Consider the following 21,041-nt stretch of genomic DNA (forward strand, 5'->3'; position numbering starts at 1 on the left):
CCCACCATGACCAGGCCCATCATCATGAGCATGTTGCCGTTGCCCTTTTCCCCGGCGAGCTGCGCCAAGCCGATGGTGCCGCCGGCACCGGGCACGTTGAAGACCTCCACCTTGCGGGAGGCGTCGACCGACTTGATTGCTTGCTCGGCCGTTCGGGCGGTCTGGTCCCAGCCGCCGCCGGGGGCTGCGGGGGCCATGATCCGCAGGGCGGTCGTGCCGGATCCTGACCCGGTGCCACTGCAAGCGGTGAGGGCGGCGAGGGAAATAGCCGCGAGGGCGGCCACTCTCCGGAGGCGCATGGGAGACTCCAACGCTATAAGAATCGATGTGGTGAGGATGCTGAGCGCTGCGGGTCACTGTGTCGATGCTTTGTGCGCTTGGCGTCGTATAGGTCGTATTGGTCATAGCTGAGCTGGGCACCGCTACCGAGCCGTTACCTGGGACTGTTTCTATGGAACCGGTGAGACGTCTATTCAACGGCTCTCTTGGCACTCAGCTATTTGTTTTACAGATGGTGATGGTGCTTTTGGCGGTGGGAGCCACCGCATTGGTGTGGGTGCAGCACACCCGGCGCCAGCTCGACGACCAATACCAGCAACGCGCGCTGGCCATCGCCGAGTCGGTCGCCGGGCTGCCCGAAGTGCGTGAGGCGTTCCGGCGGCCGAAACCGGAACTGCTGCTTCAGCCCATCGCCATGAGCGTTATGGCCGCCACCAGAGCCGACTATGTGGTGATCGCCAATCGGGACCAGATCCGCTACGCGCATCCGAACGAGACGCTGATCGGTCAGAAGCTGTCCACGGACGGCTCGGAGGTGCTGGCCTCCGGCCAGAGCTGGAGAGGCACCGAGACGGGCACGCTCGGCCGTTCCGTGCGCGGAAAGGCTCCGATCATCGGAGCGGACGGCCAGGTCATCGGCCTGACATCGGTCGGGGTGCTGGAGGACACGGTGGCCGAGCAGCTCGGCGCCGCGCTGCCGCCCCTGCTGTACACCGTGCTCGCCGTACTGGTCGCCGGCGCGCTGATCTCGGCACTGATCTCGCGCCGGGTGCGGCGGCAGACCTTCGGCCTGGAACCCGGTGAGATCGCCGCGCTGCTCGAACAGCGCGAAGGTGTGCTCCACGGAGTGAAGGAGGGAGTGCTCGCGCTGGACCTGTCGGGCAAGGTCACCCTCGTGAACGACGCGGCTCGCGACCTGCTCGGGCTGGACTTCGACGCGGTCGGCCGGGACCTGGGCGACATGCCGCTCTCGGACCGCATGCGGGACGTGCTGGTCGGCGACGATCCGGGCGAGGACAAGATCGTGCTGCACCGCGACCGCGTGCTCGTGCTCAACCGCACGCCCATTTCGGTCCGCGGCCAGCACCGGGGCTGGGTGGTCACCTTGCGCGACCGCACCGAGCTGGTCGAGCTCGCGCGCGAGCTCGACCACGCGAGCAGCACGACCGAGGCGCTGCGCGCGCAGGCCCACGAGTTCGCCAACCGGATGCACACGGTCGTCGGTCTGCTCGAACTCGACGAGCATGAGGCAGCCGTACGGTTCATCACCCAGACGACCGAGGCGTACAGCCAGTTCGCCGCCGAGATCCGGGCGAAGGTCGACGACCCCACCCTGGCCGCGCTTCTGCTGGCGAAGTCCGCGGAGGCGGCCGAACGGGGAGCGTCCCTCGTCATCACCGACGATTCCCGGGTCGACGGCGAGGGGCTGGGTGACCCCCGGGACGCGGTCTTGGTGGTCGGTAACCTGGTGGCGAACGCCCTGGATGCGCTGGAGGGAACGGGTGGCATTGTGGAGGTCTCCGTGCGCACGGACGGGGACGGTCTGCATGTGCGCGTCCGCGACTCAGGGCCCGGCATCACCCCCGACCTGGTCGAGGAGGTCTTCCGTGAAGGCTTCACCACCAAGGCCGCGAATTCCGGCCCGCGTGGTCTGGGACTCGCGTTGACCCGCCAGACGTGTCTGCGCCGCGGCGGCTGGGTGCGTGTGCACAACGCCGACGGCGCGGTGTTCACCGCCTTGCTCCCGCCGTACGGCACCGCCCCCGTCGCCGTCTCGGTCGGGAAGGCCCCGTCGTGATCCGTGTCCTGGTGGTCGACGACGACTTCATGGTGGCCCGTATCCACGGTGGCTATGTGTCGCGCATCCCTGGATTCACCCTGGCCGGCACGGCCCATACGGGGAGGGCTGCGATCGCGGCGGTGGCGGAGTACCGGCCGGATCTGGTGCTGCTCGACATCTATCTGCCGGACATGTCGGGGTTGGATGTGCTGCAGACCCTGCGAGGGGTCGCCCACCCGGTGGACATCCTGGTCATCACCGCGGCGCGGGACGTCGCGACGGTCCGCGCCGCCATGCGCGGCGGGGCGGTCAACTATCTGATCAAGCCTTTCACGGCGTCGGCCCTGACCGACCGCCTGGAGCAGTACGCCGAGACGCGCAGGCATCTGGTCTCGATCGGTGGGGAGGTGGGGCAGGACGACGTCGACCGCCTGTTCGGCGGCTTCAAGAACAGCGGCCCTCCCCTTCCGAAGGGGTTGTCCCCTGCAACCTGCACACTTGTGGCGGAAGCGCTGCGCGCCACCGACTCCGACCTGTCGGCCGCCGAGGCCGCGGTCATCACGGGCCTGTCGCGGGTGAGCGCCCGCCGTTACCTTGAGTATCTCTGCGCTTCCGGCCGGGCCGAACTCCGCCCGAAATACGGCACCGCCGGACGTCCGGAACATCGATACCGCTGGACGGGATAGCCGGTCAGAACCCTTCTGATGAGGGGCTTTTCATGACATGTGGGTGCATGTGCTTTAGGGTTTGTCCGAAGAAGTGTGCCATCTGTGGACCCGCAGTTCCGGAGCCGGGGATCACCATCGGTGACGGGGGTTCAGATCGCGCACGTCTTCTTCGTGCCTGACAGGACTTCATGGGAAGAGGAGGCGGAGGCGTGCGGAACGCCGGAGCGTCTCTAGGACCACCGACGGATCCCTTTTCGGCGGTTTCGCTCAACGGATCGAGCGGGGCCGCCGCCTCGCCGTCTCCGAGCGCACCACCTCCGGGCACACCGCGTTCGGGAACACCGCGTTCGGACACGCCGAATTTGGACACGCCGCATTCGGCGGAGCAGCCACGTTCGCCGGACGCTGCACAGCCCCACGCTGCACAGCCCCACGCTGCACAGCCCCACGCTGCACAGCCCCAGAATCCGCCTCCACGGTCCTCGGGTCCCCAGCCCACGCCCCCCCAGACGTCGGGCCCGCGCACTCCGCCCCCTCACGGCACGCCCTCGGGATCCGGGGTGCCCGCCGCCGGCGGCGGGCACCCCGGATCCCGGCCGCCCGTCCACCCCTTCACGCCGCCCCCGGGAGAACCCGGGACCGGCGGGCCGGCGGCGGGCGGCGACGAGCGCCGCTTACCTCCGGGCGTCTCGCCCGACATCTTTGGATCCAGGGGATTCGATCAGCCCGGCACGTTCCCCGCGGGCCACGGCGGCGCCCCCGGCCACCGCCAGGGCCACGGGCAGGGGCAGGGACACGGCCAGGGTCACGGCCAAGGGCACGGCCCCCAGCGGGGATACAGCCCCGGACAGGGCGGCTCGGCCCTCCCCCCGGCCGCCCCGGTTCCCCAGCCGTGGCCGATGACGAGCCAAGGCGCTCCCACCCCGCCTCCGGGACCCGCCCCCTCCGGACAGGAGGGCAGTGACGGCGAACCGCCCGAGGCCGGGGGAGAAGGACGCCAAGGACGCCGACGAAGAGGTCCCCGACGACTGATCATCGCCGCCGCCGCGCTGCTCCTGCTCGCCGGACTCGCCTACGTCATCCCCGCGGTGACGATGTCCGGATCGATCCTGCCGGGCACCACCGTGGAAGGCGTGGACATCGGCGGTCTGACGGCCGCCCAGGCCGCCGACAAGCTGCAGGAGACCCTGTCGCCCAGACTCGGCGAGCCGATCCAGGTCGAGGCGTTCGGACGCAAGCACTCCGTGGCTCCGGACAAGGCCGGTCTGGAGTTCGACATCACCGGCACCGTCGCCCAGGCGCCGAGCGGTTTCCCCTCTCCTGTGGGCGTGTGGCGGGCCCTGACGGGCGGCACTGAGTTATCCCCCAAGGTGACCGCGGACACGGCGAAGCTCGCCGAAGCCGTCGCCGACCTCGCCAAGAAGATCGACCGACCGACGCGGGAGGGCGAGGTCGTCTTCGAGGGGAGCAGCCCGAAGTCAGTCGCCTCCCGGAGCGGTCGCGAGCTCGACCAGGCCGCCGCCGCCGACGCGGTCCGAGGCGCCTTCCTCCACGGCCGCGCCCCTATTCCCCTCCAGGTCACCGAGGTCAAGCCGAAGGTGACCGCCGCTGCGGTGAAGCGCACCCTGGCCCTGGCGAAGAAGGCCGTGGCAGGACCGCTCACCCTCACCGCGAACGGCAGGCAGGCGCAGCTCCCCCCCGCTCGCATCGCCGCCAACCTCACCTTCGTCTCCGACGGGCGTGGCGGGCTGCGGCCCGAGTTCAATGCGAAGGCGGCGCTGTCCGGCCTGGACGCGCGGCTGGTGCCCTCCGGGCAGGCGCCCCGCGAGCCCACGTTCACCATCACGGGCGGGAAGCCCAAGCCGGTGGCGGGGAAGTCCGGCCAGGGCGTGGACGCCGGCAAGCTCGCCAAGTCCGTGGCCACGTCCGTGGCCAAGGGCGGCAGCCGTACGATTCCGGTGCACATCACGACGGTCAGGCCCCGGATGACGGTGGAGGACATCAAGGCCCTCGGCGTCAAGGAGAAGGTCAGCGAGTTCACGACGAACTACACGCCCGCGCCCAGGGCCACCAACATCCAGACCATCGCCCGCCTGCTCGACGGCCACCTCGTGCTGCCCGGCGAGCGGTTCTCCCTGAACGAGGTGGTCGGTGAGCGCGACAAGGCGCGCGGTTTCGTGGAGGCGCCGCAGATCTCCGGCGGACGCCTGGTCGACTCCGTCGGCGGTGGGATCTCGCAGTTCGTGACCACGATGTACAACGCCGTGTTCTTCGGCGGATTCGAGGACGTCAAGCACACGCCCCACGAGTTCTACATCTCCCGCTACCCGGCGGGCCGGGAGTCCACCGTCTCCTTCCCCGAGCCCGACTTCATCTGGCGCAACGACTCGAAGTACGGCGTGCTGGTGAAGACCTCCTCCACCTCGACGTCGGTCACCGTCTCGTTCTGGAGCACCAAACGCTACGACGAGATCAAGGCGGTGGCGTCGGAGCGCTACAACCACACCACCTTCGAGCGGGACACCGACGACTCGCCGGACTGCATCCCCATGACAGGCACGAACGGCTTCACCATCGACGTGTCGCGGATCTTCATCAACGACGGCAGAGAGGTGAAGCGAGAGAAGGACACCACGGTCTACAAGCCGGAGCTCGACCTGAAGTGCACCGGCACCTCCCCCTGAGGCGGGCGGTGCCGGGGGAGTGCCGGGGCGGTGCCGCGCGGCTCAGCGCACGGGTACGACAAGGACGCGGTCGTCGCCTTGGCGCGGGGAGCCCCGTCCGTCCTTGTTGCTCGTCCCGACCCACAGGGAGCCGCCGTCCGGGGTGGTCGTCACGGCGCGGAGCCTGCCGTACTCGTCGCGGAAGCGGGCCGAGGGGGCTCCCGCCGTACCGTCGGGGGTGAGCGGGACCTGCCAGAGGCGCTGCCCGCGGAGGGCGGCGACCCACAGGGAGCCCGCGGCGTAGGCCATCCCGGACGGCGACGCCTCGCTCGTCGGCCAGGTCAGGATGGGGTTGATGTAGCGCTTGTCGCTTCCCACCCCCTCGACCTCGGGCCAGCCGTAGTTGCCGCCCTTGCGGATCAGGTTGATCTCGTCGTAGGTGTTCTGGCCGAACTCGCTCGCGTAGAGGCGCCCTTGGGGGTCCCAGGCGAGCCCCTGGACGTTGCGGTGGCCATAGCTCCACACGCGTGAGCCGGGGAACGGGTTGCCGGGCGCGGGCCCGCCGTCCGGGGTGACCCGCAGGATCTTGCCGGCGAGTGAGTTCCGGTCCTGGGCGAGCGGCTTGTCGCCGACCTCGCCGGTGGCGATGTAGAGGAAGCCGTCCGGTCCGAAGGCGATCCGTCCGCCGTCGTGGATGCCGCCGCTCGGGATGCCGGGGACGATCACTTTTTCGTTGGAGAGGCGGTCGCTGTCAAGCCGGTAGCGGACCACGCGGTTGTCTTCGTCGGAGGTGAAGTAGAGGAATATGGTGCGGTCGGTGTCGTACTTCGGCGACACGGCGACGCCCATCAGCCCGCCCTCGCCCTGGGGGGCGACCCCCTCGACCTTGCCGATCGCCGTCACCCGCCCCTCTGGGGTGATGCGCAGCAGCCGGGCCGAGTCGCGCTCGGTCACCAGCGCGTCGCCGCCGGGGAGGAACGCGATCGCCCAGGGCACGGCGAGGTTCTCCACCAGGGTCCTCGGTGCGCCCGGGGGAGTGCCGGACGGTCCCGGCGGGGTCGTTCCCGCCTGGGGCGTCGCCGCGCCCGCGCGTTCCGCGGGGGCGGTGGAGCACGCGGTGACCGCGGCCAGGGCGACCGCCAGGGCTGCGGCCAGCGGAGTGCGTATGATCATGATTTATCTCTCCAAACCTAGACGAGCCAGTGCGTTTCAGTAGGAGATCGCGTCCCCCTCACATCCTGGCCTCGACTCGGCTCCGGATCCTGTATCCCGACGATCTAAGGTTGGGCATCATGAAGATCTGGGTCCCCATCCCCTCCATCGCCGAGGTTCTCAGCGACCTTCCCGATGTGGAATGCGTTGTCTACGACGGGTCCGCGGAACTACCCGCGGACCCCGCGGAGGTGGAGGTATGGGTCCCTCCGGTGTTCGTCCACCGCGACCTCGGCGAGCTGATCGCCCGCATGCCGAGGCTCCGGCTGCTGCAGACGATCACCGCGGGCGTCGACCCCTACCGGCCCCATGTGCCGAGCGACGTGACGCTGTGCAACGCCCGAGGGGTCCACGACGCGGGCACCGCGGAATGGGCGCTGGGCGCGATGCTCGCCGTGCTGCATGACTTCCCCGCCTTCGCCGGCACCCAGGAGAAGCAGATCTGGGACTACCACTACACCGGATCCCTGGCCGACTCGACGGTGCTGATCGTGGGATACGGCTCGATCGGCACGGCGCTGGAGCGCCGCCTCGCCGGATTCGAAGTCGACATCGTCAGAGTGGCGACCACGGCCCGAGACGTCCCCGGTCCCGACGGTGCCGACCGCGTCCACGTCCACGGCCAGGACGAACTACCCGAGCTCCTCGGCGCCGCCGACGTCGTCGTACTGCTCGTGCCCGCCACCAAAGACACCGCCGGGCTCGTGGACGCCGGCTTCCTCGCCCGCATGAAGGACGGCGCCCTGCTGGTGAACGCCGCGCGCGGAACCGTGGTCGACACCGGGGCGCTGCTGGCGGAGGTCGGGCGCGGCAGGCTCAGGGCCGCGCTGGACGTCACCGACCCCGAGCCGCTGCCGCAGGGCCACCCGCTGTGGAGCGCTCCGGGGGTGTTCATCACCCCGCACGTGGCGGGCAGTACCCCGGCCTCCCTGCGCAGGACGGTACGGCTGGTGCGCTCGCAACTGCTCCGCTACCTGGCCGGAGAACCGCTGAGGAACATCATCACCGGCGCGTACTGACGCCCAGGTCTGAGACGGTCGGAGCCGCAAGGAACAGGAGTGCCGTGAGTAGCCGCGAACGACCGGGAAAGGATTCCGGAAAGTGGCTGCCTCGTGACCTGTGGTGCGTACGGTTAGCCGCATTGTGAGGTGTCGAGCCCGCGGGCGGACCCCTCGCCTCAACGACCGAGCGCACACCCGTTCCGGGTGAGCCCGAGCATCAGATCGGTGACGGCTGAGCCGTTCCGACCACGTGTGGCCACTCCCGGCGCACACACTGACGACGTGAGCTGGATAGGCAACGACATTGATCCGTCTGCGTGACCCTCGGGTGCCGCTGACCGCCACCGCCGTTCTCGGTGGCGGCGCGTTCGCCGCTGTCCTCGTCGCGGGCGCTTCGGCCGCTGTCGTGGACGCGGCGGCCGGCGCGACGGCGGCGCTGTTCGCCGTGGTGTCGCTGTTCACGGCGGCGGGCAGGCTGCGGCCCAGCCGGCGAGGCCGCGCCCCGGCGTGGCGCCGCATCGGCACCGGCGCGCTCGTCTGGCTGGTGGGGGCCGCCACGAGGCCCGTCGCGGACAACGCCGGGTTCGTCGTCAACTTCGCCGACATCCTGGTCATGGTGGGAGCGGTCCTCCTCGCGTGGGGCTGCGGGATGACCGTCACCTGTCCACGCGACATGCGTACGGCCTCGCGCCAATTCACCGACGCCTACGTGACCGCGGCCTCGCTCTTCCTTATGAGCTGGGTGGTCGTGCTCGCGCCCATCTACGAGCGGGTGGGGGATCCGAGCACCTTCGCGCTCGCGCTGGCGCCGCCCATGAGCTGCCTGCTCGCCGCCTGCCTGGTGGTTCCGCCCCTCGCCGTCGGACGCTCCTCGTCGTGGCCCGTCAGCCTGGCCGGCCTTGCCGTACTCATGGTGATCACCGCGGTGGAGACGGCCAACGCCGTCGCCCGCCTTGAGGGCGACGGCACGTCCATCGCCGGGCTGTGGGCCGCGGCGGCGGCCTTCCTCCTGCTCGCCGCGGCGCCCTGGAGCGGTCGCTCCGTCCGGCGCGCGGGCGGGGCGGTCGCCTCCTCGCTGGTCGCCGCGCTGCCCCTCGTGCTCGTGCTGGCGGCCACCGCGGTCATGCTCGTCCACTTCCTCAGCACGCCGCCCAGGCCGCCCGCGCCCGTCGTCGTGATCGTGTCGGCCTCGGTCGTCACTGTGCTCGCGGTCCGCCTGTTCGCGTTGCTCACCGGCACCACACGGCTGCGCAGACAGGTCTCCGCGGCCGACCGCCGCCTTCGCGAGCTCGCCGAGAGCACCGGCGACGTCGTGCTCATCTGCGACCACGACGGCATCGTGCAGGAGATCAGCTCCGGCGCCGAGGCGACGTACGGCTACCGCCCCGACACCCTCACCGGCCGCGCCATCACCGACTTCATCCACCCCGAGGACCAGCCCGGCATCCAGGCCGCCCTGCGCGCCCTCAACGACGAGGACCCGGGCGAGCCGGACACCTGCATGATCGCCTGCCGTGTGCGCGCGGCCGACGGCACCTGGCGTCCCACCGAGTCGGTGGCGACCCGCCATGTGCGCGGGGAGGAGCTGCTGCTCGTCACGATCCGCGACGTGAGCGACCAGGAGGCCCTGCGCAACCAGGTCGCCCACCTGACGTTCCACGACGGCGTCACGGGACTGCCCAACCGCGCGTACTTCGAGGAGCGCACCCGCGAGGTGCTCGCCGCGCGCGGCTCGGGGTGCACCGCCGTGGTCTTCCTCGACCTCGACGGGTTCACCGCCGTCAACGACTCGGTAGGCCACGCCAGCGGCGACTACCTGCTCGGCCAGGCGGCCAGACGGCTCCGCTCGGGGCTGCGCGGCGACGACACGCTCGCGCGCTGGGGCGGCGACGAGTTCGCGGTCCTCATGGAGAACGGCACCGAGGCCCAGGCGGTCGTCGACTTGGCCGAGAGGCTCGTCGTGGCGGTCTCGGCGGAGCCGTTCCACGTGGCCGACCGCGATGTCGTGCTCACCGCCAGCGTGGGCGTGGCCTTCTCCGAGGACGGTATGCCGGCGGGCGACCTGATCCGCAATGCGGACGTTGCGATGGCCAAGGCCAAGGAGCAGGGGGGCCGCAGGGTCGAGGTGTTCGCCGCCCACATGCACACCGACGTGGTGCGCAGGCTCGAACTCGCCGCCGACCTGCAGCGCGCCCTCACCGAAGGGCAGTTCGCGATCGAGTACCAGCCGATCGTGGACATCGCGACTTCGCGGGTGACCGCCGTCGAGGCGCTCGTCCGCTGGTGGCGCGGAAGCACCTTCGTGCCGCCCGAGCACTTCCTGGGGCCCGCCGAGGACACCGGGTTGATCGTCCCGCTCAGCGAGTGGATCCTGCGGCAGGCGTGCCGCGAGGTCGCGGCCTGGCGCGCCTCCTCCTGGGACATCGGCCTGTCGCTCAACCTGTCGGCCCGCCAGATCAACGCGCCGCGCTTCGTCGAGACCGTCAAGTCGGCCCTTGAGGAGAGCGGCCTGCCGCCGAGCGCCCTCACGCTCGAGGTGATCGAGGAGATGCTGGTCGAGGACGCCGAGGACACGATCGCCAAGCTGTCGGGTCTGCGGGCCCTCGGCGTACGGCTGGCCATCGACGACTTCGGCACGGGCTACGCGTCGCTGGCGCTTCTGCGGCAGCTCCCCGTGGACATGATCAAGGTCGACCCGTCGTTCGTGTCGGGGCTCGGCCACGACGAGGCGCTCACACTGCTGACCCGCACCATCGTGCGGCTCGGCCACGACCTCGGCCTGATAGCGGTCGCGGAGGGCATCGAGCGGCCCGAGCAGCTTGAGTTGCTGAAGGAGATGGGCTGCACCAAGGGGCAGGGTTACCTCGTCGCCAGGCCCATGGCGGCGCCGGGAGTGGCCGCCCTCATGCGCACCAACCTGTCCGGCCTGTCGGGCGCGGAGCTCGCGGGCGTCCCTTCGGCGCGCAGGCTCGGCGGCTAGGCAGGGCGTTGCAGGGCGTTTCGGCATGAAATATCTGTCTCGCATCGTGAGATGTCCGTCCCGCCAATTTGACACTGTGGCCCGCTGGGCGGCTATGGTTGGTGCCATGCTTCGCAGTGGGATTCTTGTAGTACTTCGCCGGCGCGCAGGCCGTTAAGCGAAGCACTTCGTCCTGCGCGCCGCCCCAGCTCCGCTCACCAGCGGAAAAGGGGCCTTTTTTATGTCAGCAGACTGCTCAGCCACGCAAGGAACGAGCCGATGACCGAACGGATGACAGGTGCGCAGGCCCTCGTGAGGGCGTTGGAGCACGTCGGAGTCGACACGGTGTTCGGGATCCCCGGCGGCGCCATCCTGCCCGCCTACGATCCCCTCTACGACTCGACCAAGGTCCGGCACGTGCTTGTACGGCACGAGCAGGGCGCCGGCCATGCCGCCGAGGGCTACGCCCAGGCGACGGGCAAGGTCGGGGTGTGCATGGCGACAAGCGGGCCCGGTGCGACCAACCTGGTGACCCCCATCGCCGACGCCTACATGGACTCCGTGCCGATCGTCGCCATCACCGGGCAGGTCGCCAGTGCCGCCATCGGCACCGACGCCTTCCAGGAGGCGGACATCTCCGGCATCACCATGCCCATCACAAAACACAACTTCCTGGTGACCGACCCGCTTGACATCCCGCGCACGATCGCCGAGGCATTCCACATCGCCTCGACCGGCCGCCCCGGGCCCGTGCTGGTCGACATCTCCAAGGACGCCCTCCAGGCGATGACGACGTTCGAGTGGCCTTCGACCGTCCAGCTCCCCGGCTACCGCCCGGTGACCCGGCCGCACTCCAAGCAGATCCGGGAGGCCGCCAAGCTGATCGTGGAGGCGAGCCGCCCGGTCCTCTACGTGGGCGGCGGCGTGCACAAGGCGTCGGCGTCGGCGGAGCTGCTGGCGCTCGCCGAGATGACCGGCATCCCGGTCGTCACCACGCTGATGGCCCGTGGCACGTTCCCCGACAGCCACCCCCAGCACCTCGGCATGCCGGGCATGCACGGCAGCGTGGCGGCCGTCGGGGCGCTGCAGCGCTCCGACCTGCTCATCACGCTCGGCGCGCGGTTCGACGACCGGGTGACCGGGCAGCTTTCCAGCTTCGCCCCGCACGCGAAGGTCATCCACGCCGACATCGACCCGGCGGAGATCTCCAAGAACCGCCACGCGGACGTCCCGATCGTCGGCGACTGCCGCGAGGTCCTGACCGACCTGGCGAACGCCGTCCGCCACGAGCACAACGAGGGCCGCCGGGGCGACTACGACGAGTGGTGGACGCTGCTCGACGGCTACCGCAAGACCTACCCCCTCGGATACGAGGAGTTCATCGACGGCTCGCTCGCGCCGCAATACGTGATGGAGAGGCTCAGCGCGCTCGTCGGCCCCGACGCCTACTATGTCGCGGGCGTCGGCCAGCACCAGATGTGGGCCGCGCAGTTCATCGGCTACGAGAACCCCGGCTCGTTCATCAACTCCGGCGGCCTCGGCACGATGGGCTTCGCGGTGCCCGCCGCGATGGGCGCCAAGATGGGCCGGCCCGACGCCACCGTGTGGGCGATCGACGGCGACGGCTGCTTCCAGATGACCAACCAGGAGCTCGCCACGTGCGCGCTTGAGGGTGTGCCGATCAAGGTGGCGGTCATCAACAACGGTAATCTCGGCATGGTCCGCCAGTGGCAGACGCTCTTCTACGACGAGCGCTACTCCAACACCGACCTGCAGACGGCCCGGCGCATCCCCGACTTCGTCAAGCTGGCCGAGGCTTACGGCTGCGTCGGTCTGCGGTGCGAGCGTCCCGAGGACGTCGACGCCACGATTGCTAAGGCGATGGAGATCAACGACGTCCCCGTCGTGGTCGACTTCGTGGTGCACCAGGACGCGATGGTGTGGCCCATGGTCGCGGCCGGCACGAGCAACGACGACATCAAGTTCGCCAGGGACATGGCGCCGAACTGGGACAGCGAGGAATGACGCGCATGAGCAAGCACACGCTCTCCGTGCTGGTCGAGAACAGACCCGGTGTGCTCGCCAGGGTCGCCAGCCTGTTCTCCCGGCGCGGCTTCAACATCGACTCCCTGGCCGTCGGGCAGACCGAACATCCTGACATCTCGCGGATGACCATCGTGGTCAACGTCGAGGACCTGCCACTGGAGCAGGTCACCAAGCAGCTCAACAAGCTGGTCAACGTCCTGAAGATCGTCGAACTCGATCCTTCGCAGTCCGTTCAGCGTGAACTCATGCTGATCAAGGTTCGGGCCGACGCCGAGACCCGGTCACACGTGCTCGAACTTGTCCAGCTCTTCCGTGCCCGCTGCGTCGACGTCGCGGCGGAGGCCGTGACGATCGAGGTCACCGGCACCACGGACAAGCTGGAGGCCTTCATCAGGGTGCTGGAGCCGTTCGGGATCAAGGAGCTTGTGCAGTCCGGCATGGTCGCCGTCGGCAGAGGCGCCCGGTCCATCACCGACAGATCGCTGCGCGCCCTGGAGCGCACCGCGTAGGCCCTGGCCCGCCCGCCTGCGGGCGACCCCAACAGCCATTACATACGAAAGGTTTTTCACGTGACCGAGATCTTCTACGACGACCAGGCCGACCTGTCGATCATCCAGGGTCGCCACGTGGCCGTCCTCGGGTACGGCAGCCAGGGCCACGCCCACGCGCTCTCGCTCCGCGACTCCGGCGTCGACGTCCGCGTCGGCCTGCCCGAGGGCTCCAAGAGCCGGGAGAAGGCCGAGAGCGACGGCCTGCGCGTCACCACGCCGGGCGAGGCGGCCGAAGAGGCCGACCTGATCATGATCCTCGCGCCCGACCACGTGCAGCGCCACCTGTACGCCGAGCACGTCGCCCCGAACCTCGTGGCGGGCGACGCGCTGTTCTTCGGCCACGGCCTCAACATCCGCTACGGACTGATCGAGGCCCCTGAGGGCGTCGATGTCGCGATGGTCGCCCCGAAGGGCCCGGGCCACCTGGTGCGCCGCCAGTTCTCCGCCGGGCGCGGCGTGCCGTGCCTGGTCGCCGTCGAGCGCGACGCCACCGGCAACGCCTGGCCGCTCGCGCTGTCCTACGCCAAGGGCATCGGCGGCACCCGCGCCGGCGCGCTGAAGACCACCTTCAAGGAGGAGACCGAGACCGACCTGTTCGGTGAGCAGGCCGTGCTGTGCGGCGGCGTCGCCGAGCTGATCAAGACCGGTTTCGAGACCCTCATCGAGGCGGGCTACCAGCCCGAGGTGGCCTACTTCGAGTGCCTCCACGAGATGAAGCTGATCGTCGACCTCATGTACGAGGGCGGCGTCTCCAAGATGTACTGGTCGGTCTCCGACACCGCTGAATACGGCGGCTACACGCGTGGGCCGCGCGTGGTCAACTCCGAGACCAAGAAGGAGATGCAGCGCATCCTCGCCGAGGTCCAGTCCGGCGCGTTCACCCGCGAGCTGGTCGAGGAGTTCGACGGCGGCCAGGGCAACTTCCGCAAGTTCCGCGAGGAGCTGGCCGAGCACCCGATCGAGAAGACCGGCGCCAAGCTGCGTCCGATGATGAGCTGGCTCAAGAACGAGGGCTAGTCCGAGCCGGTCCTTTTGCGTACGGCACCGCCCGCGGAACCCGGTTCCGCGGGCGGTGCCGTACGTCGTCACGCGGCCACTACCGGCGCTGCCGGCGCTACTGGCGTGCGAACACCTGCGTCCAATACGGCGCCCTGGAGTGCGCGTAGTACCCGACGCCGATGTGCGTGTAGGTGCAGTTCTTGATGTTGGCGGCGTGGCCGGAGCTCTTCAGCCACGCGTCCACCACCGCGGCGGCCGTCCGCTGGCCCATGGCGATGTTCTCCGCCCACGCCCGCACAGGCGTGAAGCCCGCGGCCTTGATGCGGTCGCCGGGGCCCCGGCCGTTCTTGGACGTGTGGCTGAAGTAGTTGTTGTCGCCCATGTCCTTGGAATGGCCGTAGGCCGCTGCGCGCAGACGCGCGTCGAACTTCACCTCCCCGCAGCCGGCCTGCCTGCGCGCGTTGTTCGTGAGGCGCACGACCTCGTTCTCGAACGAGCTCGCCCCGCCCGCGGTCGGTGTGGAACTCGGGCTTCCGGGCGGTGTCGCCGTCGGTGTCGTTGACCGTGTCGATGTCGGTGTCGCCGATTGTGTCGCGGTCGGTGTCACCGACGGGGTGGGTCTAGGTGTCGCGGTCGTGGTGGTGGTCGGGCGGGGTGTGGCCGTGGGTGTGGACGGCGTCCCGCATGTGAGCGTCACCGCTTGGGATTCGGTGACGCGCCCTCCGGTTTCGATCGCGACGACGTAGTAGCCTTCGGCGTCCGCCGAGCAGCGTGCGGTCGAGGATACGGCGCCGTTGGTGAGCGAGCGAGACGTGCTGGACAGGATCTTGTCGCTTCCGGGCTTGTCCGCTATGACGCGCACCCGGAGCGTCGCCCCGGTGGAGCAGCCCTCGCGCCGGGCGCTGCCTCGCACGTTGCCGTTGTCGTCGACGACCGGGTTCACCGCGACCACCTTGCAGGCGGACGCGGGGGCTGCCGATGCCTCCGCCGGGTTCGAGACGGCGGACAGTGCTACGACGCCGCCGGCGAAAGCAAGCGCCCGAGCCGATTTACGCATGAATCCTCCAGGAGCAGGGTTGCCTGTCGGAACCCGCATTCTTATGCGTGGGTTCATCTATGTCCGGATATTTCCGCCGAAATCTGGGGCTCCAGCTTGACCGAAACCCGCTCGGCAAGGGGCCCATACGTGGAAATCCGCTTCATGATCAAATCATGCGTGCCCGCATGTGGTGAGCATCGGCGCAGGTCAAGCTCGTGCGGCGGAGCCGGCGGCGCCCGGCGGCGTGCGGCGGTGGTGCGTGGCGGTGCCGTACGGCGAGAGCATGCGGCGGAGCGGCCCCGGAAAGAGGAAAACGGCCCTGAGGCCGATGTCAGTCGAGCTGGGCCGCCGTCGAGACCACGAACGCGCAGTCTCCGAAGGAGATCTCATCGCCCGGACGCACTCGGGCGGGGCCCACCAGGCGCCAGCCGTTCAGCCGGGTGCCGTTGAGTGAGCCGAGGTCCACCAGCATCCACGAGTGGGATTCCTCGCCCTCCCGGCGCAGCTCGGCGTGGACCCTGGAGACGGTCAGGTCGGCGAGGACGAGGTCGCAGGCCGAGCCCCGGCCCACGACATAGCGGAGGCGGCTGTCGGCCGGTAGCGCGAGCTTGGGGAGGCGCGGGCGTCGCCAGGCGGACTCCACGCGGGTGGTGAAGTCCGACACCGAGGCGACGATGTCGGTGAGTCTGCGGCGCCAGCGGCCACGGGGAGGGAGGTCGGAGACGAGGTCGTCGAGCTCGCCTCTGCTCTGCGCCTTGAGGGCGGCGTCGACCCGCCCGAGGAAGGTGTCATGCGACATCGCGCCCTCGACGGCCCCGTCGCGGAGATCGTTGATCGCGCGATCGCGGTCCCCGTCGGAGGCGCGAACCGGGGGATGCGTCGAGCTCATGCACTTGAGTATCCGTCCGAACCGCTAGGCCTGTCCAGATTTTGGAGATCTCTTGCTCCGTGCATACCGAGTATGCATACTGAGTATATGTCGATCAGACACGGACTGCTCGCGCTCCTGAGCGGTGGGCCCCGCCACGGCTACCAGCTGCGGGCCGACTTCGAGGCGTCGACGGGGGCGACCTGGCCGCTCAACATCGGCCAGGTCTACACGACGCTCTCCCGCATGGAACGCGACGGTCTCGTCACACCGGGCGAGACCGATGAGCAGGGCAGAGTCGTCTATTCGATCACCGAGGCCGGTCGGGCCGAAACGACGCGGTGGTTCAGCACCCCCGTCGCCCGGTCCGACCGGCCCCGCGACGAACTCGTCATCAAACTGGCCATGGCCCTCACCGCGCCCGGTGTCGACGTGGCCGCCGTGGTCCGCCTGCAACGCACCGCGACCATGCGCGCCCTGCAGCAGGCCACCAAGGCCAAACACGCTGCTCGCGCGGGTACGGCACAGCGCCTCGTGGCCGACTCGGCGATCTTCCAGATCGAGGCCGAGCAGCGCTGGCTGGACCACTGCGAAACCGTCCTCGCTTCCAGTAGCGAAGCACACGGCGGATCACGCCCAGGACCACACGACCCACCCTCACAGGAGGAATCCCCATGACCGTCCTGCAGCTCGATGCGGTCACCCGTGTCCACGGCGCTGGGGACAATACCGTCCACGCCCTCCGGGAGGTGAGCCTCACGGCGGCGACAGGGGAACTCGTCGCCGTGATGGGGCCCTCAGGGTCGGGCAAATCAACCCTGCTCAACGTGGCCGGCGGCCTCGACCGGCCCACCTCGGGCACGGTCGCCGTCGAAGGCGCGGACCTGTCGACCCTGCGGCTGCGAGACCTCGTGGCCCTGCGCCGCAGGCACATCGGCTACGTGTTCCAGGATCTCAACCTGATCCCGTCCCTCAACGTCATCGAGAACGTCATGCTCCCCCACGAGCTGGACGGCGTGCGCCGCGCCACCGCCAAGAAGCAGGCGGCGTCGGCCCTTGCGGAGATCGGCCTCGCCCACATGGCCGCGCGCTACCCCGACGAGATCTCCGGCGGCCAGCGCCAGCGCGTGGCCATCGCCCGCGCCCTCGTGGGTGAGCGCCGCCTCCTGCTCGCCGACGAACCCACCGGCGCCCTCGACAGCGCCGCCGGCGACGACATCCTCGCCCTGCTGCGCTCGCGCTGCGAGGCGGGGGCCACCGTACTGCTCGTCACCCATGAGGCGCGCTACGCGGCCTGGGCCGACAAGGTCGTGTTCCTGCGCGACGGCGCCATCGCCGACTCCACGGACCTCTCCAGCGACGGCTCCGCCGCGAGCGCCCGGTGAACGGCCTGCTACCCGTGCTGCGCCTGTCCCTGCGCCTGTCCATACGCGGCATCCGCCGCGCGAAGGGCCGCAGCGCCCTCATCGCGGCCATGGTCGGCGTCCCGGTCATGGTGTTCACCGCGTTCTTCACCATCGTCACCACGGCGGACGTCTCCCACGAGGAGGGGCTGCCCTGGACCCTGGGCAGCGCGGACGCCAAGATCTTCACACGCTGGTATATGCAGGAGGGCGCCGCGCGGGCCCGGCCCGCGACCGCCGAGGAGCTCTCGCCCCTGCTTCCCCCGGGCAGCCGCCTGCTGCGGGTGGACACCGCGAATGTGCCGTACCGCACCGACCGCTGGCACGCGCCCATCGCCTTGCTTCAGGTGGACTTCAAAGATCCGCTGACCAGGGGCATGGTCCGCCTCACAGAGGGCCGGATGCCGACGGCCGCCGGGGAGATCGCGGTGAGCGCGCAGGTGGTCGAGGCGGGTGCCCGCGTCGGCCAGGACCTGACCATCGGTGACTCAGCGGCCGTCAAACGCGTCGTGGGAGCCGTGGAGGGTCCGCCGCACACCTTCCTCATCGCCGCCCCCGGCGGCGGAGTCGACGGTGGGCGCACCGACGTGTCATGGCTCGTGGACGCCCCGCGCCCCCTGCTCCGCCACGACCTCAGGAACCTGGACGGCCACGGATTCTCCGCCGTGTCGCGGGCCGTGGCCCCGGCCTCCGAAACGCCGGCGTCAGGCAGCCTGCTCTGGGGAAGCGGGAACACAAGCCTGGCCGAGCACGGGCCCGTTGGCGTGCTGTTTGGTCTCACCATGTCGCTCATCGTCGTCGAGGTGGCGCTGCTCGCCGGGTCGGCGTTCATGGTGGGGGAACGGCGCCGCAGACGGGAACTCGCCCTCGTGGTCGCCCAGGGCGGCGAGCCGCGGCACGTCCGCACCCTGATGATGGCCGACGGGCTCCTCCTCGGTGCGCTCGGCTCGGTGCTCGGGGCCGCGCTCGGGGTCGCCCTCGTGTTCCTGCTGCAACCGCTCATCGCGGCTGTCTACCGCCCGCTGGGGCCCTTCGACGTGCCCTGGTGGGATACCGCCACGGTGATCGGGCTCGGCGTCGTCAGCGCACTGCTGGCCTGCCTGGTGCCCGCGCGCCGCGCTGCCCGCGCCGACACCGCGGCGGCGCTCGCCGGCCGCAGGATCGCCCCGCGCTCCCGCCGCGGCCTGCCGGTCGCCGGAGCCGCCCTGCTGGTGGCCGGTACGGCCGGCGCGGTGGCCGCCCTCTGGGCCAACGGCGCGGTCTTCCTCATCGGCTGCCTGCTGGTGCAGCTCGGCCTTGTACTCCTCGCCCCCACGCTGGTGGACCTCGTCGGGGCCCTCTCATCCCGCGCCCCGCTCCCGATCAGGCTCGCCGCCCGCGACGCGGTGCGCCACCGGGGCCGTACGGCTCCCGCCGTCGTCGCGGTGACGGCCGCCGTCGCCATGACCACCGCCATCGGCGTGTCCCTCTCCAGCACGCAGGCCCGCCATGAGCGGGACTACAGTCCGCTCCAGCCCCTAGGCGCGGTGGTCGTGGAGAAGGCGGGGCACTCGCGCGAGAAGTGGGCCGAGGTCGGTGAACGGCTCAGGATGGAGCTGCGCGGTGTGCCGCTGATCGAGCAGTCCGTGCTCGTCTCGCGGGCACCGGGTCAACCCGAGCACGGCGCCGGCTCCAGCATCCGCATCGTGGGGTGCGCCGTTCCATGCGTATTGCTCGGTGGTCGGCTTCCGGTGGGTAACGCGGCACTGTTGCGATACCTGCTCGGCCGCAACGACCACGCCACCTCGGCAGCGCTCGACGCGGGCAAGGTCATCGCCTTCGACCCCGCCGTGGTCCGCGACGGACACGTCAAGTTGAAGCGGCGAGGCCCGACCGGCGCTGTGGACACCATCACCATGCCCGCCGTGCTGGCCCACCCCGCCACCGGAACGGTGCTCAAGGTACTGCTGCCGAAGTCGGCGGCGAACACGCTCGGGCTGGCGGTCGAGCCGTACGCCTATGTGATCAACCCGCGCGACCACGCGGTGGGCGAGGAGGAACGGCAGCGCCTGAACGCGGCTCTCCTCCAGGTCACCTATGCCGGCGAGGTTCGCATCGAGCGGGGCTGGCCTCATACCCAGACCTTCTCCTTCGCGCTGCTCACCGCCGCCGTCACCGCGGTGGCCCTCGCTGCGGCGCTCGTCGCCGCGGGACTCGCCCGTGTGGACGCGCGGCCCGACATCGCGAGCCTGGCGTCGGTCGGCGCCACCCGCAGGGTGCGCCGCCTGTTCACCGCGGGCCAGGCGGGGATCATCGTGGGCTCAGGGGCCGTGGTCGGGGTCCTGCTCGGCCTGGCGTTGGGCGTCGCGGCCTACGCCATGGCCGCGAGACCGCCTGGGCGCGGGGTCACGTCGTTCGTGGTCTCCCCGGACTTCGGGATAGACCTCCCCTGGCTGCTCCTCGGAGGCATGGTGATCGTGCTGCCCCTGGCCGCCATGGGGGTGGCCGCCCTGTTCACCCGGGCCGAGGAGCCCCTCACCCGCCGCCTGGCATGAGCCTGTGACGCCGGAGCCCCCGCCGCGCGCCGCGGCGGGGGCTCCGGTGGTGCGTCAGTAGCCGCGGGTGGGGTGGACGATGTGGGCCCCGATCTCGATCATGCGTTGTTCGCTGCGGGCGTCGGCGATCCTGGCCATGAGGATGGGGGCCTCGCTGGCGGCGAGCTGGGGCAGGCGGGCGCGGACGCCGCGGTGCAGGTCGCGTACGACGTCCTCGGCGGCGGACATGTTGACTTTGACGTGCAGCATGATGCCGGGGGCCCGGGAGGTGGTGCGGGCCTCGGAGATCCACACGTGATGGATGAGCGGGTAGTCCGACAGGAGCATGGCGACGGCCTGCTGGAGCGCGGGGAGTATCGGGTGGGTGCAGCGTTCGTAGCCGGGGTCGACCTGTTGCATCGGTCCAGACAGATGCGGACGCGGCGCGGGGACCCACGGCACGGAGGGGGGTAGCGGTCGCCGGGCCTCCGGTGCGGGGGAGGCGGCGGGCGGCGGGGGAGCGCTCGGCCGGGCGGGAGGGGGCGCGGGCTGCTGCTGGGTGCGGGGGATCGCGGCCATGGCGTCCGTGGCGTACGCGGTCGGTGTCGCACCGGACATGACGGGGGTCGGCCCGGTACGGGTGGAGCGGACGAAGCGCTGAAGGTCGACGATCGGTACGGCGGCGGCGCACGGGCCCGCGGCGTCGATCACGATCTCGTGGACGCCGGTCACCCTCTGGATGTCGAGGATGGTGTCGGCGTCGCAGGAGGACAGGGTGTAGGTGCCGCCGTGTTTAAGGTAGGTCTCGTGCCCGGTGTAGCCGAGCAGGACGCGTTCGCCCGCCTGGGTCGTGCCTAGCACGACCGAGCGGTCGGGGCGTACGGCGATCAGGATTCCCCACTCGGCGAGGGCCGCCAGGAGACGTTGCGGAGTGCCGTGCTGGGCGAGCACGTCGGCGAGTGTGGGGTTCCCGATGCTCATAGGACGAACGATAGGTAGTGAACCACGGCTAAACAGGCTAATCGTGAATATTTATTGCGATCAATACCAAGATGGGGCC

General features: G+C 70.2%; 15 protein-coding genes and 1 pseudogene. 11 read left to right on the top strand and 5 right to left on the bottom strand.

Annotated features, from left to right (window positions below; all coding sequences use genetic code 11):
• Positions 1-299, bottom strand: a pseudogene (locus BLQ73_RS15410) (tripartite tricarboxylate transporter substrate binding protein); the annotation flags it as partial.
• 233 nt (positions 300-532) lie between these two features.
• Here BLQ73_RS15410 and BLQ73_RS15415 point away from each other — a divergent pair.
• The 3 genes from BLQ73_RS15415 (at position 533) to BLQ73_RS15425 (ending at position 5,411) form a co-directional block, all read left to right on the top strand.
• The gene (locus BLQ73_RS15415; RefSeq protein ID WP_245691105.1) at positions 533-2,077 is read left to right on the top strand and encodes an ATP-binding protein; all 1,545 of its coding nucleotides are present in this window, start codon (positions 533-535) and stop codon (positions 2,075-2,077) included.
• On the top strand, positions 2,074-2,745 hold the full coding sequence (locus BLQ73_RS15420; protein ID WP_093171152.1) for a response regulator: 672 nt from the start codon (positions 2,074-2,076) through the stop codon (positions 2,743-2,745). Before BLQ73_RS15415 ends, BLQ73_RS15420 begins: the two co-directional genes overlap by 4 nt.
• 542 nt (positions 2,746-3,287) lie before the next feature.
• Complete coding sequence (locus tag BLQ73_RS15425) at positions 3,288-5,411, top strand: VanW family protein (RefSeq protein ID WP_143020286.1); 2,124 nt, start codon at positions 3,288-3,290, stop codon at positions 5,409-5,411.
• A 42-nt stretch (positions 5,412-5,453) separates the two neighbouring features.
• On the opposite strand, the gene BLQ73_RS15430 is transcribed toward BLQ73_RS15425, so the two are convergent.
• On the bottom strand, positions 5,454-6,563 hold the full coding sequence (locus BLQ73_RS15430) for a PQQ-dependent sugar dehydrogenase (protein ID WP_093171154.1): 1,110 nt from the start codon (positions 6,561-6,563) through the stop codon (positions 5,454-5,456).
• A 119-nt stretch (positions 6,564-6,682) separates the two neighbouring features.
• On the opposite strand from BLQ73_RS15430, the gene BLQ73_RS15435 reads away from it, so the two are divergent.
• The 5 genes from BLQ73_RS15435 to ilvC all read left to right on the top strand — a co-directional run bounded on the left by BLQ73_RS15435 (position 6,683) and on the right by ilvC (position 14,176).
• Positions 6,683-7,621 (top strand): 2-hydroxyacid dehydrogenase, encoded by a 939-nt coding sequence (locus BLQ73_RS15435; RefSeq protein ID WP_093171312.1) that lies wholly within the window; start codon positions 6,683-6,685, stop codon positions 7,619-7,621.
• 286 nt (positions 7,622-7,907) lie between these two features.
• Entirely contained in the window at positions 7,908-10,583 is a 2,676-nt protein-coding gene (locus BLQ73_RS15440) for a putative bifunctional diguanylate cyclase/phosphodiesterase (protein ID WP_245691106.1), read from the top strand.
• A 231-nt stretch (positions 10,584-10,814) separates the two neighbouring features.
• Entirely contained in the window at positions 10,815-12,587 is a 1,773-nt protein-coding gene (locus BLQ73_RS15445; RefSeq protein ID WP_275936292.1) for an acetolactate synthase large subunit, read from the top strand.
• 5 nt (positions 12,588-12,592) lie between these two features.
• Entirely contained in the window at positions 12,593-13,117 is a 525-nt protein-coding gene (ilvN, locus tag BLQ73_RS15450) for an acetolactate synthase small subunit (RefSeq protein WP_093171156.1), read from the top strand.
• Positions 13,118-13,186: 69 nt separating this feature from the next.
• Entirely contained in the window at positions 13,187-14,176 is a 990-nt protein-coding gene (gene ilvC / locus BLQ73_RS15455; RefSeq protein WP_093171314.1) for a ketol-acid reductoisomerase, read from the top strand.
• Between the two features lie 97 nt (positions 14,177-14,273).
• Here the strand turns inward: ilvC and BLQ73_RS15460 are convergent, their stop codons facing one another.
• On the bottom strand, positions 14,274-15,215 hold the full coding sequence (locus BLQ73_RS15460) for a CAP domain-containing protein (protein ID WP_093171157.1): 942 nt from the start codon (positions 15,213-15,215) through the stop codon (positions 14,274-14,276).
• 313 nt (positions 15,216-15,528) lie between these two features.
• Positions 15,529-16,086, bottom strand: a complete 558-nt coding sequence (locus BLQ73_RS15465) for an FHA domain-containing protein (protein WP_093171158.1) — start codon at positions 16,084-16,086, stop codon at positions 15,529-15,531.
• 87 nt (positions 16,087-16,173) lie between these two features.
• Between BLQ73_RS15465 and BLQ73_RS15470 the strand changes: the two genes are divergently transcribed.
• From BLQ73_RS15470 to BLQ73_RS15480, 3 genes are read left to right on the top strand one after another with little or no spacing between them, the layout of a single operon-like run.
• Positions 16,174-16,743, top strand: a complete 570-nt coding sequence (locus tag BLQ73_RS15470; protein ID WP_093171159.1) for a PadR family transcriptional regulator — start codon at positions 16,174-16,176, stop codon at positions 16,741-16,743.
• A complete protein-coding gene (locus BLQ73_RS15475; protein ID WP_093171160.1) occupies positions 16,740-17,450 on the top strand; it encodes an ABC transporter ATP-binding protein in 711 nt (236 codons plus the stop codon). Before BLQ73_RS15470 ends, BLQ73_RS15475 begins: the two co-directional genes overlap by 4 nt.
• Positions 17,447-20,002 carry an ABC transporter permease gene (locus tag BLQ73_RS15480; RefSeq protein WP_093171161.1) on the top strand — a complete coding sequence of 852 codons (2,556 nt, stop codon included), beginning with the start codon at positions 17,447-17,449 and terminating at the stop codon, positions 20,000-20,002. The genes BLQ73_RS15475 and BLQ73_RS15480 overlap by 4 nt, the downstream gene beginning before the upstream one ends.
• 54 nt (positions 20,003-20,056) lie before the next feature.
• Here BLQ73_RS15480 and BLQ73_RS15485 read toward each other — a convergent pair whose 3' ends face one another.
• A complete protein-coding gene (locus BLQ73_RS15485) occupies positions 20,057-20,962 on the bottom strand; it encodes a hypothetical protein (RefSeq protein ID WP_093171162.1) in 906 nt (301 codons plus the stop codon).
• Positions 20,963-21,041 lie beyond the last annotated feature (79 nt).

The sequence above is a fragment of the Sinosporangium album genome (genome assembly GCF_900100605.1).
Classification (GTDB): Bacteria; Actinomycetota; Actinomycetes; order Streptosporangiales; family Streptosporangiaceae; genus Sinosporangium; species Sinosporangium album.

Bases quoted from the DNA above. Each gene is read 5' to 3' on its own strand.
- BLQ73_RS15430 (WP_093171154.1), bottom strand. From the start codon at position 6,563: ATGATCATACGCACTCCGCTGGCCGCAGCCCTGGCGGTCGCCCTGGCC.
- BLQ73_RS15435 (WP_093171312.1), top strand. From the start codon at position 6,683: ATGAAGATCTGGGTCCCCATCCCCTCCATCGCCGAGGTTCTCAGCGAC.
- ilvN (WP_093171156.1), top strand. From the start codon at position 12,593: ATGAGCAAGCACACGCTCTCCGTGCTGGTCGAGAACAGACCCGGTGTG.
- BLQ73_RS15460 (WP_093171157.1), bottom strand. From the start codon at position 15,215: ATGCGTAAATCGGCTCGGGCGCTTGCTTTCGCCGGCGGCGTCGTAGCA.
- BLQ73_RS15465 (WP_093171158.1), bottom strand. From the start codon at position 16,086: ATGAGCTCGACGCATCCCCCGGTTCGCGCCTCCGACGGGGACCGCGAT.
- BLQ73_RS15470 (WP_093171159.1), top strand. From the start codon at position 16,174: ATGTCGATCAGACACGGACTGCTCGCGCTCCTGAGCGGTGGGCCCCGC.
- BLQ73_RS15475 (WP_093171160.1), top strand. From the start codon at position 16,740: ATGACCGTCCTGCAGCTCGATGCGGTCACCCGTGTCCACGGCGCTGGG.
- BLQ73_RS15485 (WP_093171162.1), bottom strand. From the start codon at position 20,962: ATGAGCATCGGGAACCCCACACTCGCCGACGTGCTCGCCCAGCACGGC.